General features: G+C 47.9%; 17 protein-coding genes and 1 pseudogene. 9 read left to right on the plus strand and 9 right to left on the minus strand.

The window, feature by feature from the left end:
* The first annotated feature begins 7 nt into the window (after positions 1–7).
* From C7B77_RS10420 to C7B77_RS31885, 9 genes are all read left to right on the plus strand, one after another.
* Complete coding sequence (locus C7B77_RS10420) at positions 8–466, plus strand: BON domain-containing protein (RefSeq protein ID WP_342761350.1); 459 nt, start codon at positions 8–10, stop codon at positions 464–466.
* 38 nt (positions 467–504) lie between these two features.
* Complete coding sequence (locus tag C7B77_RS10415; RefSeq protein WP_106303773.1) at positions 505–756, plus strand: NblA/ycf18 family protein; 252 nt, start codon at positions 505–507, stop codon at positions 754–756.
* Between the two features lie 300 nt (positions 757–1,056).
* Complete coding sequence (locus C7B77_RS10410) at positions 1,057–1,326, plus strand: GlsB/YeaQ/YmgE family stress response membrane protein (RefSeq protein WP_106303776.1); 270 nt, start codon at positions 1,057–1,059, stop codon at positions 1,324–1,326.
* Positions 1,327–1,398: 72 nt separating this feature from the next.
* Complete coding sequence (locus C7B77_RS10405; protein WP_106303779.1) at positions 1,399–1,749, plus strand: hypothetical protein; 351 nt, start codon at positions 1,399–1,401, stop codon at positions 1,747–1,749.
* 122 nt (positions 1,750–1,871) lie between these two features.
* The gene (locus C7B77_RS10400) at positions 1,872–2,537 is read left to right on the plus strand and encodes a hypothetical protein (RefSeq protein ID WP_106303782.1); all 666 of its coding nucleotides are present in this window, start codon (positions 1,872–1,874) and stop codon (positions 2,535–2,537) included.
* A gap of 183 nt (positions 2,538–2,720) precedes the next feature.
* Positions 2,721–3,059, plus strand: a complete 339-nt coding sequence (locus tag C7B77_RS10395) for a hypothetical protein (RefSeq protein ID WP_146138259.1) — start codon at positions 2,721–2,723, stop codon at positions 3,057–3,059.
* 365 nt (positions 3,060–3,424) lie between these two features.
* Positions 3,425–3,610 (plus strand): YqaE/Pmp3 family membrane protein, encoded by a 186-nt coding sequence (locus C7B77_RS10390; RefSeq protein ID WP_106303788.1) that lies wholly within the window; start codon positions 3,425–3,427, stop codon positions 3,608–3,610.
* Between the two features lie 48 nt (positions 3,611–3,658).
* Positions 3,659–4,048 carry a phage holin family protein gene (locus C7B77_RS10385; protein ID WP_106303790.1) on the plus strand — a complete coding sequence of 130 codons (390 nt, stop codon included), beginning with the start codon at positions 3,659–3,661 and terminating at the stop codon, positions 4,046–4,048.
* Between the two features lie 258 nt (positions 4,049–4,306).
* A complete protein-coding gene (locus C7B77_RS31885; RefSeq protein ID WP_106303794.1) occupies positions 4,307–7,174 on the plus strand; it encodes a hypothetical protein in 2,868 nt (955 codons plus the stop codon).
* Here the strand turns inward: C7B77_RS31885 and C7B77_RS10375 are convergent.
* From C7B77_RS10375 to C7B77_RS10335, 9 genes and pseudogenes are all read right to left on the minus strand, one after another.
* Positions 7,093–9,900, minus strand: a pseudogene (locus C7B77_RS10375) (MFS transporter); the annotation flags it as partial. The gene C7B77_RS31885 and the pseudogene C7B77_RS10375 overlap by 82 nt on opposite strands.
* A 258-nt stretch (positions 9,901–10,158) precedes the next feature.
* Entirely contained in the window at positions 10,159–10,548 is a 390-nt protein-coding gene (locus C7B77_RS10370) for a phage holin family protein (protein WP_106303790.1), read from the minus strand.
* 48 nt (positions 10,549–10,596) lie between these two features.
* Complete coding sequence (locus tag C7B77_RS10365; protein WP_106303788.1) at positions 10,597–10,782, minus strand: YqaE/Pmp3 family membrane protein; 186 nt, start codon at positions 10,780–10,782, stop codon at positions 10,597–10,599.
* A 365-nt stretch (positions 10,783–11,147) separates the two neighbouring features.
* Complete coding sequence (locus tag C7B77_RS10360) at positions 11,148–11,486, minus strand: hypothetical protein (protein WP_146138259.1); 339 nt, start codon at positions 11,484–11,486, stop codon at positions 11,148–11,150.
* 183 nt (positions 11,487–11,669) lie between these two features.
* A complete protein-coding gene (locus C7B77_RS10355; RefSeq protein WP_106303782.1) occupies positions 11,670–12,335 on the minus strand; it encodes a hypothetical protein in 666 nt (221 codons plus the stop codon).
* A 122-nt stretch (positions 12,336–12,457) separates the two neighbouring features.
* Positions 12,458–12,808, minus strand: coding sequence for a hypothetical protein (locus C7B77_RS10350; RefSeq protein WP_106303779.1), 351 nt, complete (start codon positions 12,806–12,808; stop codon positions 12,458–12,460).
* Positions 12,809–12,880: 72 nt separating this feature from the next.
* Positions 12,881–13,150: a GlsB/YeaQ/YmgE family stress response membrane protein gene (locus tag C7B77_RS10345; RefSeq protein WP_106303776.1), complete on the minus strand. Its 270-nt coding sequence runs from the start codon at positions 13,148–13,150 to the stop codon at positions 12,881–12,883.
* 300 nt (positions 13,151–13,450) lie between these two features.
* Positions 13,451–13,702, minus strand: a complete 252-nt coding sequence (locus C7B77_RS10340; RefSeq protein ID WP_106303773.1) for an NblA/ycf18 family protein — start codon at positions 13,700–13,702, stop codon at positions 13,451–13,453.
* 38 nt (positions 13,703–13,740) lie between these two features.
* Positions 13,741–14,199: a BON domain-containing protein gene (locus tag C7B77_RS10335; RefSeq protein ID WP_342761350.1), complete on the minus strand. Its 459-nt coding sequence runs from the start codon at positions 14,197–14,199 to the stop codon at positions 13,741–13,743.
* Between the last annotated feature and the right edge of the window lie 7 nt (positions 14,200–14,206).

The following is a 14,206-nucleotide window of genomic DNA, read 5'->3' on the forward strand; positions in this document are numbered from 1 at the left end:
GTCTAGAATTACCACACCTAGTTTCTTGCAGCCATTGGTGCTGAGCATCTTGCTGACAATAAGTCTTTCCGCTTGCACTACCGCTAGTAAAACAGCATCAGATGCCCCTAGTTCGACCGATAGCAGTGGCACTACGCCTAATACCACATCTGCTAATGACAATAAAGGGGACGCCCAAAGCGATGTCCGCAAAAAACAAATCGAATCAGATATCCGCGCGCGGGAACAGCGCAATCAGATCGCTGGCGATCCTCAAAAACGCGATCCTGAAGATTTAGCCAGCCAAGTACGCGGCAAATTAGAAGCCAATATTCCCAACAGCAACCTGACAGTTACGGCTAAAGATGCCGAGGTTACAGTAGCTGGCACCGTCGCATCCAAAGAGCAACTCGCCAAGATCCAGCCTTTAGCATTGCAAATTAAAGGTGTCAAAACCGCAGTCGTCAAAGCTGTCGTCAAGCCTTAAAAATTCCCCGATCGTCAACTAAAGCAGCAGAAAAAATCATGGACATCTTAGCCTTAGATCTTAGCCTCGAACAAGAGTTTTTACTCAAAAACTACGAGCAACAAGTCAAACATTTAAGTAAAGAACAAGCACAAGAATTTTTGCTCGAAGCATTTCGCCAACTTGCGATCAAAGATAATGCGATTCGATCGCTAGTTAAGTCTAGCATCCTAAATATGGATTCACAGGCTTTAGATAGTACGGCGATCGATCGATCGGATCGCTCTAGCTATAGAATTCATCGGATCTAAAAGTTAGCCGATCGCGTGCAAACATTTATGCTAGCTCCCGATCGGTAGTCGCTCGGCTCGGATCTAGTTCGATCGCCAAGATCGTTTGTCTCCGAGGCAAACGATTTTGTGGCTTTCAAAAGTATATTCGATCGCCAATTATCGATCGATTAATCACATCTACTGCTGGTTATACCGTTCGATATCTGTCTATTTCTATTGACGCTAACTGGCAATAAACAGTTCATCCACTTGAGAGAAAGGAATTCATAGAGGTGACTGCTAAGTTATTAGCATAACCGTAAATTGAGGAACGTAGATATGAATTTAATTGCTTGGGTTGTTTTAGGTTTATTGGCTGGCGCGATCGCCAAAGCGATCGTCCCTGGCGATCAAGGTGGTGGTTGGCTTTCGACATTGATTTTAGGTGTAATCGGTGCGTTTATCGGAGGCAGTCTACACACCTTCATTCAGACAGGAACGCTGGCCTTAACAGCACCTGGTTTGAGTATTCCTGGTGTATTTGTAGCAGTTCTCGGTGCGATTATCGCGATTTACCTCTACGGCTTAGTAGCTCGTAGCAACGTCTAAGCGATCGCCATAACGATACTTAGATTGTTTACTTTTCACTGTTGTTTATCAATTTTTCGGAGGATTGAGAATATGAAATATCTAGCATCATTACTATCGAACATTCGTCCCGTGCGAATCTTGGTATCGATCTTCTTTGCTGCTGTCCTCATCTTCAGTAGCAGCGTCCCAGCATTTGCTGCCAATAGCGACGTCCACAAAGGGGTAGACCAACTTCCCCAAATCGAAGACAAATCTCTAGAAACACTAGACAAGCCACCGTTAACACTAGACGAAGTTACAGAACGCTCTCAAGGCGCGCTCAACGAAGTGCAACCTAATGCAGCCGACAGCGACAAAATGTATCGCAACACCGAAAGCAGCCCGAAACTGCCGATCGTCAAACAGGCCGAACGAGCACTCGATAAGCTCAAAAACGGTTAGAAGCAAGACTGCTATTTTTAAGCTGGTTACCGTCAAGCCAGCTCTTGCAGACCGATCGCAATACTCAAATCAGCTAAAAACCTTGTCAGTCAAGTTCACATTACAACTCTCGGAGAATTCTTATGGCATACGCAGATAGACCTAATGATTATATCGGCGAACGCACGCTACCAGTCGTCGCAGCCAACTATCACGACCAAGTTCGTTGGGGTCCCATCATTGCTGGCTTGGTACTCGCTTTAAGCACGCAATTGGTATTGAGTGCCTTAGGCGTAGCGATTGGAGCTGGTAGCATCGGTGAATCGGGCGCACCCCGTACCGAGGCACCTGGCGTAGGTACCAACATCGGGATTTGGTCGATCGTTAGCTTACTAATCTCGTTGTTCGTTGGCGGTTGGGCTGCTGCACGCACCGCAGGACGCATGAGCAAGAATACAGCTCTATTAAATGGAGCGATCTTGTGGGCATCAACTCTAGCACTCAGTGCGTGGTTGCTCTCTAGCGGTGTCTCTGGTGCATTTGGTGTAGCTGCATCCAATGCCGATACCGTTGTCAATCAAGCTAGACAAGCCTTACCGACAACTACCAACCCCACGACCGGACAAACTACTCCCAGAGCACCTAACATCACCGCGCAGCAAACTCGCGAGATTGCTGGTAATACATCTAAAGTAAGTTGGTCGTTCGTATTGGGTTCGCTGTTAGGCTTGGTGGCATCCTTAATCGGCTCGGCTGTCGGTCATCGCAATCCCCCCAGAAGCGCAACCCTAATCGATCGCGTCGAGTAAGTTGGGCCAATTTGGAAAACTTAGATCTTACTTGCCCTCACCCCCAGCCCCTCTCCCAATTTTGGGAGAGGGGAGCCGGAGCCGCAGGTGAGGGCAGGGTGAGGGCCAAAGAGATCTCACTGGCATAGATAACTAGCCAGATTGGAAAATTTCAAATTATTGCCTCGTCAAGGAGCAACACGAATGTTTGTAACTTTCTCGATATTTTCCACGCTGCAAGTGCAGTCGGCACGTCTTAAAGCAATTATTGCCGAACTCGATCGCAAACTAGAGGCTCGCTATGGAGAGCGTTATCGTAACTTCAAGCAACAAGCCGAAAACAAAGTCGATAGCGGCAAAGTTTGGTACGACAAAACCAAAGCTGAAGCTGAGGCTAATGGCACGATTCCCCTTGAAGAAAGACAGGAACGAGCCAGTCGCAAAGTAGCTGACGCTGGTTCGGCAGCAGCTCGCAAAGAAGCCGCTATCAAGGAACAGTTGAAAGGGATCTGGCAGAGTATCAAAACTCGCAAATCATCTTAAACTAAATCCGATTTCACTTTACCACCCAGTACATGTTCGGATTCGTTCGCGTTGGCGTTTAGCCTGCCGTAGGCACAGCGTCGGCTCTGCCGAATCGAGGCATAGCAACCTCATAATTAGCAATAGCTAACTATCGATTCAAAACGATCCGCAAGGGAGCGAGATCCAATTTGGTTTCGCTCCCAAAACCACCCCTAAAAATCATGGCAGTTTCTACCGCGATCGAGCTAACTAGATATTGGCTCCCGTAGCTCGGATCTGGAGGAGCTGCTGACGATCGGGTAACTAAAAATTATCGCTATAACTCTTCCGGATCGGAATGTGAGTTTGCGAACAGTATTCTTTAAAACCGTAGATTAGAAACAATGAACTTACTAAACCTCGTGCTCGCCATTTTAGTTCCACCCGTTGGTGTTTTTCTCACTTACGGTATCGGTACTACTTTATTTATCAACATTGCCTTGACGTTACTCGGCTGGATTCCCGGTAGCATTCACGCTGTTTGGGCACTGTACAAACGCAGCGAATTAAATGATTCAGCTTACAAGTAAAACTGGCATTAATTACCAGCTCTATCGTACATAAAAAATCTCAAATATATGAACAGCAACCTTATTGCCTATCTGGTCACTACATTAGCAACCGCACTGGGCTTATTAGTAGACGATGTGGTAGTTCCTGGAATCAACATTGCCAATTTTCCAGCAGCATTAATCGCAGCAACCGTTATCGGCTTAGTTAATGCTACCATCCGACCCACACTATCGGTGTTATCGCTACCGATCAACTTCTTGAGTTTAGGGCTATTTTCGTTCGTAATTAATGGCTTCTGCTTGTGGTTAGCAGCAGTATTAGTGCCTGGTTTTGCAATTCATGGCCTACTGGCATTCATTCTCGGCCCAGTCGTATTGTCCTTAACTAGCACTTTTCTCAACAACTATTTTGCTGAGAAAAAACTCGGATCGGGTTCTTCTCTTACACCTCAATAGGGGTGGATGAGTGGATGAGTGGATGGGTGGATGAGTATAGTTAAGACTTCCGCCCTATTTCCTCTTCCTTTCCCCTAAAACCTAAAGCCTAAAGCCTATCCCCTCTGCTCGATCGAGCATCTTTAAGAATTTAGCTTTGACCATCGATCGTCGCCTGGGAAATTATTTTCAGGTGACTTTTATGACGTCTTTGCTATTTTTTCAGTGGTAAAGATTGAGGCCGATAACTTATCGAAATAATAGTAATGGAGCGAGATAATGTTTTCAATTTTAGAATTATTGCCAATGTTTAGCGATCGATCGATCGAACTCGCACAAGTTCCGCTCGATGCCGAGGCATATGTGGCTCACAGTGTGTACAACACGCATCTAGTTGTTGGATTGTTAGCTGGCATCATGATGGCTTTTGCCTTCCAATTGTTACTCACCAATCTATCGGTAGCCTTAGTCGCTACCCCTGGCGATGTCCCCGTCGATATCGATGGCGATGACGATGATAGTTTGATGGATACAGTACGCGGCATCGAAACCAAAGTTGGCATCGGCGTACTGGTGACGGCTACAATCGCATTATTTGCCGCTTCCTATCTAGCGGTAAAATTTAGCTTAGTTGGCGACGCATTTACTGGCGCGCTGATTGGTGTCACCATTTGGGCAACCTACTTTACCGTTTTAGTCTGGCTCGGATCTAATGCTGTCGGCTCCTTGATGGGGTCGATCGTCAGTACGGCTACTTCTGGCATTCAGGGACTTATGGGCACCGCCACGGGCGCGATCGGGGCGAGTGTGGCCAAAAACCAAGCCATCTCGACTGCCGAAGATATTACCGCTGCCGTCCGTCGCGAATTAACCTCCGGTATCGATGCCAGCAGCATTCAGAAGACATTGCAAAGCTCGCTCAGTGGCTTGAAAGTGCCCGATCTCGATGTCGATAAAATCGGTTCGCAATTCGAGCAACTAATTAAAAACTCCGATCTTAAGGATTTTGCCAATAGCGATCTGCTTAAAAATATCGATCGCCAAACCTTTGTAGACTTAGCCAGCAGTCGCACCGACTTATCCAAACAAGACATTAACAAAATTGCCGATAAGCTCGAAAGTATCTGGAAACAACAGTCGCAAGGTGGTAAAACCGACGTTCCCAGCCAGTTGAAATCGTTGCTCGATACCGTCAGTGCCGAAAATTTCAACCCTGACGAACTCACTACCCAACTCCAATCGATCGTTAAAAGTAGCAACCTTGGCGGTGGTAACGGTGGTAGTTTAGCCGAGCGCGCCTTAGAAGTCGGTTTGAGTACCCTCGTCGGTAAAGTGGTGCAAAACGCCAATCTGTCCGATGTCGATGTCGAAAAGGTTGCCACTCAAGTCAACAAAATCAAATCGGCAGTACTCAGCGGTAAAACATCGGGACAAGAGTCTCCAGACGCCACTGCAACTGAAGAAACCCGCCCATTTAGCGTCATTCAGGCAGACTTACAAGACTACCTGCTCTCTGCCCCAGCGTGGAAACTCAGCCAAGCCAATATCAAGGAAGAATTTAAAGACGTCGTATTCGATCCGCAAGCCGATCCGGCAGCGATCCGCCAACAATTAGAGCCGATCGATCGCAACTACTTCGTCCAAACCCTCTCCATGCGCGACGATCTTCAGTCAGACAGCATCGAGGCTCTGGCTAACTATTTCGACGAAGCCAAATCGGAAGTATTAGACTCTACCCGCGTACCCGATTCAGCTTCAGTACCAGCTCTAGATCTCCAAGCTCAAGCTCAAGAGCTACGGACTAAAGTCGAAACTTACCTGCGCGAAACCAATAAAGAAGAACTCAATCCCGACGGCATTGCCCGCGATTTCCAAGTCCTATTTGAAGATCCCAAAGCGGGAATCGATGCTCTGCGCGATCGCCTATCGCAATTCGATCGCGATACCTTGGTACAGTTATTAAACCAGCGTCAAGACCTCGACGAAGACCAGATAAATAAACTGATCGATCGCGTCGAATCTGTCCGTACCAGCGTCTTAGATGCACCGCGCCAAGCCACCGAGCAAGCTAAAGCCCAGTACGAAAAAACCACTGCGGCGATCGCCGAATACCTCCGGAAAACCAACCTCGAAGAACTCGATCCTGACGGTATCAAGCGCGATCTTCAAACCTTATTAGACGACCCCAAAGCCGGAGCTGACGCACTGCGCGAGCGGTTAGCTCAAGTCGATCGCGAGACACTTGTCAAGCTCCTCACCCAGCAAGGCAACCTCACCGAAGAACAAGTCAACCAAAGCGTAGATCGCTTGCAATCAGCAATTACGTCGATCGTTAAAGCACCCCGCCGTCTCGCCAGCCGCGCCAAAAAACAAGCCGCCGACTTTGAAGCAAATCTCGAAAACTACCTCCGCAACACCAATAAAGAGGAGTTAAATCCCGACAGCATCAAACGCGACTTAGAACTCTTACTCAAAGATCCCAGTGCTGGCTTCAATAGTTTAGGCGATCGCGTCAGCCAATTCGATCGTTCCACCTTCGTCGCCCTCCTCTCCCAGCGCGAAGATATCAGCGAAGAAGAAGCCAATCGGATTGCCGAGCAAGTCGAATCTTCCTATCGCAATATCGTCGAGCAATTCCAAAAAATCCAACAACTCGCCAAATCGTCCGTCGATAAACTCTTCGGTAACGTCCGCGACTATCTCAACGCCCTCGATCGTCCCGAACTCAACTACGAAGGCATCCAAGCCGACTTTAGCAAACTCTTTGACGATCCTCAAGCCGGATTTGAAGCTCTCGGCGATCGCCTCGGCGATTTCGATCGGGATACGCTAATTGCCGTCCTCAGCTCCCGCGAGGATATCTCTCAAGCCGATGCCGAACGCATTGTCTCGAAAATTGAAGAAACCCGCGATAGCGTGCTCCAACGGGCTAAAACCGTCCAGCAAGAGGTCAAAAAACGCTATAAGGCTGTGAAGCGTCAAGCGCAAAAACAAGCGATCGAAACTCAAAAGATCGCCGCTGGTGCTGCTTGGTGGTTGTTCGGTACTGCGCTCAGTTCTCTGGCTGCATCGGCGATCGCCGATGCAGCCAGAGAACTGAGCGCAGTACCGAACAACCACCAAGCAGCACCAGCGGCGATCTTTTGAGTTTCGATCGCTTGTTTTTGCGCTTGACGCTTCACAGCCTTATAGCGTTTTTTGACCTCTTGCTGGACGGTTTTAGCCCGTTGGAGCACGCTATCGCGGGTTTCTTCAATTTTCGAGACAATGCGTTCGGCATCGGCTTGAGAGATATCCTCGCGGGAGCTGAGGACGGCAATTAGCGTATCCCGATCGAAATCGCCGAGGCGATCGCCGAGAGCTTCAAATCCGGCTTGAGGATCGTCAAAGAGTTTGCTAAAGTCGGCTTGGATGCCTTCGTAGTTGAGTTCGGGACGATCGAGGGCGTTGAGATAGTCGCGGACGTTACCGAAGAGTTTATCGACGGACGATTTGGCGAGTTGTTGGATTTTTTGGAATTGCTCGACGATATTGCGATAGGAAGATTCGACTTGCTCGGCAATCCGATTGGCTTCTTCTTCGCTGATATCTTCGCGCTGGGAGAGGAGGGCGACGAAGGTGGAACGATCGAATTGGCTGACGCGATCGCCTAAACTATTGAAGCCAGCACTGGGATCTTTGAGTAAGAGTTCTAAGTCGCGTTTGATGCTGTCGGGATTTAACTCCTCTTTATTGGTGTTGCGGAGGTAGTTTTCGAGATTTGCTTCAAAGTCGGCGGCTTGTTTTTTGGCGCGGCTGGCGAGACGGCGGGGTGCTTTAACGATCGACGTAATTGCTGATTGCAAGCGATCTACGCTTTGGTTGACTTGTTCTTCGGTGAGGTTGCCTTGCTGGGTGAGGAGCTTGACAAGTGTCTCGCGATCGACTTGAGCTAACCGCTCGCGCAGTGCGTCAGCTCCGGCTTTGGGGTCGTCTAATAAGGTTTGAAGATCGCGCTTGATACCGTCAGGATCGAGTTCTTCGAGGTTGGTTTTCCGGAGGTATTCGGCGATCGCCGCAGTGGTTTTTTCGTACTGGGCTTTAGCTTGCTCGGTGGCTTGGCGCGGTGCATCTAAGACGCTGGTACGGACAGATTCGACGCGATCGATCAGTTTATTTATCTGGTCTTCGTCGAGGTCTTGACGCTGGTTTAATAACTGTACCAAGGTATCGCGATCGAATTGCGATAGGCGATCGCGCAGAGCATCGATTCCCGCTTTGGGATCTTCAAATAGGACTTGGAAATCGCGGGCAATGCCGTCGGGATTGAGTTCTTCTTTATTGGTTTCGCGCAGGTAAGTTTCGACTTTAGTCCGTAGCTCTTGAGCTTGAGCTTGGAGATCTAGAGCTGGTACTGAAGCTGAATCGGGTACGCGGGTAGAGTCTAATACTTCCGATTTGGCTTCGTCGAAATAGTTAGCCAGAGCCTCGATGCTGTCTGACTGAAGATCGTCGCGCATGGAGAGGGTTTGGACGAAGTAGTTGCGATCGATCGGCTCTAATTGTTGGCGGATCGCTGCCGGATCGGCTTGCGGATCGAATACGACGTCTTTAAATTCTTCCTTGATATTGGCTTGGCTGAGTTTCCACGCTGGGGCAGAGAGCAGGTAGTCTTGTAAGTCTGCCTGAATGACGCTAAATGGGCGGGTTTCTTCAGTTGCAGTGGCGTCTGGAGACTCTTGTCCCGATGTTTTACCGCTGAGTACTGCCGATTTGATTTTGTTGACTTGAGTGGCAACCTTTTCGACATCGACATCGGACAGATTGGCGTTTTGCACCACTTTACCGACGAGGGTACTCAAACCGACTTCTAAGGCGCGCTCGGCTAAACTACCACCGTTACCACCGCCAAGGTTGCTACTTTTAACGATCGATTGGAGTTGGGTAGTGAGTTCGTCAGGGTTGAAATTTTCGGCACTGACGGTATCGAGCAACGATTTCAACTGGCTGGGAACGTCGGTTTTACCACCTTGCGACTGTTGTTTCCAGATACTTTCGAGCTTATCGGCAATTTTGTTAATGTCTTGTTTGGATAAGTCGGTGCGACTGCTGGCTAAGTCTACAAAGGTTTGGCGATCGATATTTTTAAGCAGATCGCTATTGGCAAAATCCTTAAGATCGGAGTTTTTAATTAGTTGCTCGAATTGCGAACCGATTTTATCGACATCGAGATCGGGCACTTTCAAGCCACTGAGCGAGCTTTGCAATGTCTTCTGAATGCTGCTGGCATCGATACCGGAGGTTAATTCGCGACGGACGGCAGCGGTAATATCTTCGGCAGTCGAGATGGCTTGGTTTTTGGCCACACTCGCCCCGATCGCGCCCGTGGCGGTGCCCATAAGTCCCTGAATGCCAGAAGTAGCCGTACTGACGATCGACCCCATCAAGGAGCCGACAGCATTAGATCCGAGCCAGACTAAAACGGTAAAGTAGGTTGCCCAAATGGTGACACCAATCAGCGCGCCAGTAAATGCGTCGCCAACTAAGCTAAATTTTACCGCTAGATAGGAAGCGGCAAATAATGCGATTGTAGCCGTCACCAGTACGCCGATGCCAACTTTGGTTTCGATGCCGCGTACTGTATCCATCAAACTATCATCGTCATCGCCATCGATATCGACGGGGACATCGCCAGGGGTAGCGACTAAGGCTACCGATAGATTGGTGAGTAACAATTGGAAGGCAAAAGCCATCATGATGCCAGCTAACAATCCAACAACTAGATGCGTGTTGTACACACTGTGAGCCACATATGCCTCGGCATCGAGCGGAACTTGTGCGAGTTCGATCGATCGATCGCTAAACATTGGCAATAATTCTAAAATTGAAAACATTATCTCGCTCCATTACTATTATTTCGATAAGTTATCGGCCTCAATCTTTACCACTGAAAAAATAGCAAAGACGTCATAAAAGTCACCTGAAAATAATTTCCCAGGCGACGATCGATGGTCAAAGCTAAATTCTTAAAGATGCTCGATCGAGCAGAGGGGATAGGCTTTAGGCTTTAGGTTTTAGGGGAAAGGAAGAGGAAATAGGGCGGAAGTCTTAACTATACTCATCCACCCATCCACTCATCCACTCATCCACCCCTATTGAGGTGTAAGAGAAGAACCCGATCCGAGTTTTTTCTCAGCAAAATAGTTGTTGAGAAAAGTGCTAGTTAAGGACAATACGACTGGGCCGAGAATGAATGCCAGTAGGCCATGAATTGCAAAACCAGGCACTAATACTGCTGCTAACCACAAGCAGAAGCCATTAATTACGAACGAAAATAGCCCTAAACTCAAGAAGTTGATCGGTAGCGATAACACCGATAGTGTGGGTCGGATGGTAGCATTAACTAAGCCGATAACGGTTGCTGCGATTAATGCTGCTGGAAAATTGGCAATGTTGATTCCAGGAACTACCACATCGTCTACTAATAAGCCCAGTGCGGTTGCTAATGTAGTGACCAGATAGGCAATAAGGTTGCTGTTCATATATTTGAGATTTTTTATGTACGATAGAGCTGGTAATTAATGCCAGTTTTACTTGTAAGCTGAATCATTTAATTCGCTGCGTTTGTACAGTGCCCAAACAGCGTGAATGCTACCGGGAATCCAGCCGAGTAACGTCAAGGCAATGTTGATAAATAAAGTAGTACCGATACCGTAAGTGAGAAAAACACCAACGGGTGGAACTAAAATGGCGAGCACGAGGTTTAGTAAGTTCATTGTTTCTAATCTACGGTTTTAAAGAATACTGTTCGCAAACTCACATTCCGATCCGGAAGAGTTATAGCGATAATTTTTAGTTACCCGATCGTCAGCAGCTCCTCCAGATCCGAGCTACGGGAGCCAATATCTAGTTAGCTCGATCGCGGTAGAAACTGCCATGATTTTTAGGGGTGGTTTTGGGAGCGAAACCAAATTGGATCTCGCTCCCTTGCGGATCGTTTTGAATCGATAGTTAGCTATTGCTAATTATGAGGTTGCTATGCCTCGATTCGGCAGAGCCGACGCTGTGCCTACGGCAGGCTAAACGCCAACGCGAACGAATCCGAACATGTACTGGGTGGTAAAGTGAAATCGGATTTAGTTTAAGATGATTTGCGAGTTTTGATACTCTGCCAGATCCCTTTCAACTGTTCCTTGATAGCGGCTTCTTTGCGAGCTGCTGCCGAACCAGCGTCAGCTACTTTGCGACTGGCTCGTTCCTGTCTTTCTTCAAGGGGAATCGTGCCATTAGCCTCAGCTTCAGCTTTGGTTTTGTCGTACCAAACTTTGCCGCTATCGACTTTGTTTTCGGCTTGTTGCTTGAAGTTACGATAACGCTCTCCATAGCGAGCCTCTAGTTTGCGATCGAGTTCGGCAATAATTGCTTTAAGACGTGCCGACTGCACTTGCAGCGTGGAAAATATCGAGAAAGTTACAAACATTCGTGTTGCTCCTTGACGAGGCAATAATTTGAAATTTTCCAATCTGGCTAGTTATCTATGCCAGTGAGATCTCTTTGGCCCTCACCCTGCCCTCACCTGCGGCTCCGGCTCCCCTCTCCCAAAATTGGGAGAGGGGCTGGGGGTGAGGGCAAGTAAGATCTAAGTTTTCCAAATTGGCCCAACTTACTCGACGCGATCGATTAGGGTTGCGCTTCTGGGGGGATTGCGATGACCGACAGCCGAGCCGATTAAGGATGCCACCAAGCCTAACAGCGAACCCAATACGAACGACCAACTTACTTTAGATGTATTACCAGCAATCTCGCGAGTTTGCTGCGCGGTGATGTTAGGTGCTCTGGGAGTAGTTTGTCCGGTCGTGGGGTTGGTAGTTGTCGGTAAGGCTTGTCTAGCTTGATTGACAACGGTATCGGCATTGGATGCAGCTACACCAAATGCACCAGAGACACCGCTAGAGAGCAACCACGCACTGAGTGCTAGAGTTGATGCCCACAAGATCGCTCCATTTAATAGAGCTGTATTCTTGCTCATGCGTCCTGCGGTGCGTGCAGCAGCCCAACCGCCAACGAACAACGAGATTAGTAAGCTAACGATCGACCAAATCCCGATGTTGGTACCTACGCCAGGTGCCTCGGTACGGGGTGCGCCCGATTCACCGATGCTACCAGCTCCAATCGCTACGCCTAAGGCACTCAATACCAATTGCGTGCTTAAAGCGAGTACCAAGCCAGCAATGATGGGACCCCAACGAACTTGGTCGTGATAGTTGGCTGCGACGACTGGTAGCGTGCGTTCGCCGATATAATCATTAGGTCTATCTGCGTATGCCATAAGAATTCTCCGAGAGTTGTAATGTGAACTTGACTGACAAGGTTTTTAGCTGATTTGAGTATTGCGATCGGTCTGCAAGAGCTGGCTTGACGGTAACCAGCTTAAAAATAGCAGTCTTGCTTCTAACCGTTTTTGAGCTTATCGAGTGCTCGTTCGGCCTGTTTGACGATCGGCAGTTTCGGGCTGCTTTCGGTGTTGCGATACATTTTGTCGCTGTCGGCTGCATTAGGTTGCACTTCGTTGAGCGCGCCTTGAGAGCGTTCTGTAACTTCGTCTAGTGTTAACGGTGGCTTGTCTAGTGTTTCTAGAGATTTGTCTTCGATTTGGGGAAGTTGGTCTACCCCTTTGTGGACGTCGCTATTGGCAGCAAATGCTGGGACGCTGCTACTGAAGATGAGGACAGCAGCAAAGAAGATCGATACCAAGATTCGCACGGGACGAATGTTCGATAGTAATGATGCTAGATATTTCATATTCTCAATCCTCCGAAAAATTGATAAACAACAGTGAAAAGTAAACAATCTAAGTATCGTTATGGCGATCGCTTAGACGTTGCTACGAGCTACTAAGCCGTAGAGGTAAATCGCGATAATCGCACCGAGAACTGCTACAAATACACCAGGAATACTCAAACCAGGTGCTGTTAAGGCCAGCGTTCCTGTCTGAATGAAGGTGTGTAGACTGCCTCCGATAAACGCACCGATTACACCTAAAATCAATGTCGAAAGCCAACCACCACCTTGATCGCCAGGGACGATCGCTTTGGCGATCGCGCCAGCCAATAAACCTAAAACAACCCAAGCAATTAAATTCATATCTACGTTCCTCAATTTACGGTTATGCTAATAACTTAGCAGTCACCTCTATGAATTCCTTTCTCTCAAGTGGATGAACTGTTTATTGCCAGTTAGCGTCAATAGAAATAGACAGATATCGAACGGTATAACCAGCAGTAGATGTGATTAATCGATCGATAATTGGCGATCGAATATACTTTTGAAAGCCACAAAATCGTTTGCCTCGGAGACAAACGATCTTGGCGATCGAACTAGATCCGAGCCGAGCGACTACCGATCGGGAGCTAGCATAAATGTTTGCACGCGATCGGCTAACTTTTAGATCCGATGAATTCTATAGCTAGAGCGATCCGATCGATCGATCGCCGTACTATCTAAAGCCTGTGAATCCATATTTAGGATGCTAGACTTAACTAGCGATCGAATCGCATTATCTTTGATCGCAAGTTGGCGAAATGCTTCGAGCAAAAATTCTTGTGCTTGTTCTTTACTTAAATGTTTGACTTGTTGCTCGTAGTTTTTGAGTAAAAACTCTTGTTCGAGGCTAAGATCTAAGGCTAAGATGTCCATGATTTTTTCTGCTGCTTTAGTTGACGATCGGGGAATTTTTAAGGCTTGACGACAGCTTTGACGACTGCGGTTTTGACACCTTTAATTTGCAATGCTAAAGGCTGGATCTTGGCGAGTTGCTCTTTGGATGCGACGGTGCCAGCTACTGTAACCTCGGCATCTTTAGCCGTAACTGTCAGGTTGCTGTTGGGAATATTGGCTTCTAATTTGCCGCGTACTTGGCTGGCTAAATCTTCAGGATCGCGTTTTTGAGGATCGCCAGCGATCTGATTGCGCTGTTCCCGCGCGCGGATATCTGATTCGATTTGTTTTTTGCGGACATCGCTTTGGGCGTCCCCTTTATTGTCATTAGCAGATGTGGTATTAGGCGTAGTGCCACTGCTATCGGTCGAACTAGGGGCATCTGATGCTGTTTTACTAGCGGTAGTGCAAGCGGAAAGACTTATTGTCAGCAAGATGCTCAGCACCAATGGCTGCAAGAAACTAGGTGTGGTAATTCTAGAC

Source organism: Chamaesiphon polymorphus CCALA 037 (assembly GCF_003003845.1).
Lineage (GTDB): Bacteria > Cyanobacteriota > Cyanobacteriia > Cyanobacteriales > Chamaesiphonaceae > Chamaesiphon > Chamaesiphon polymorphus.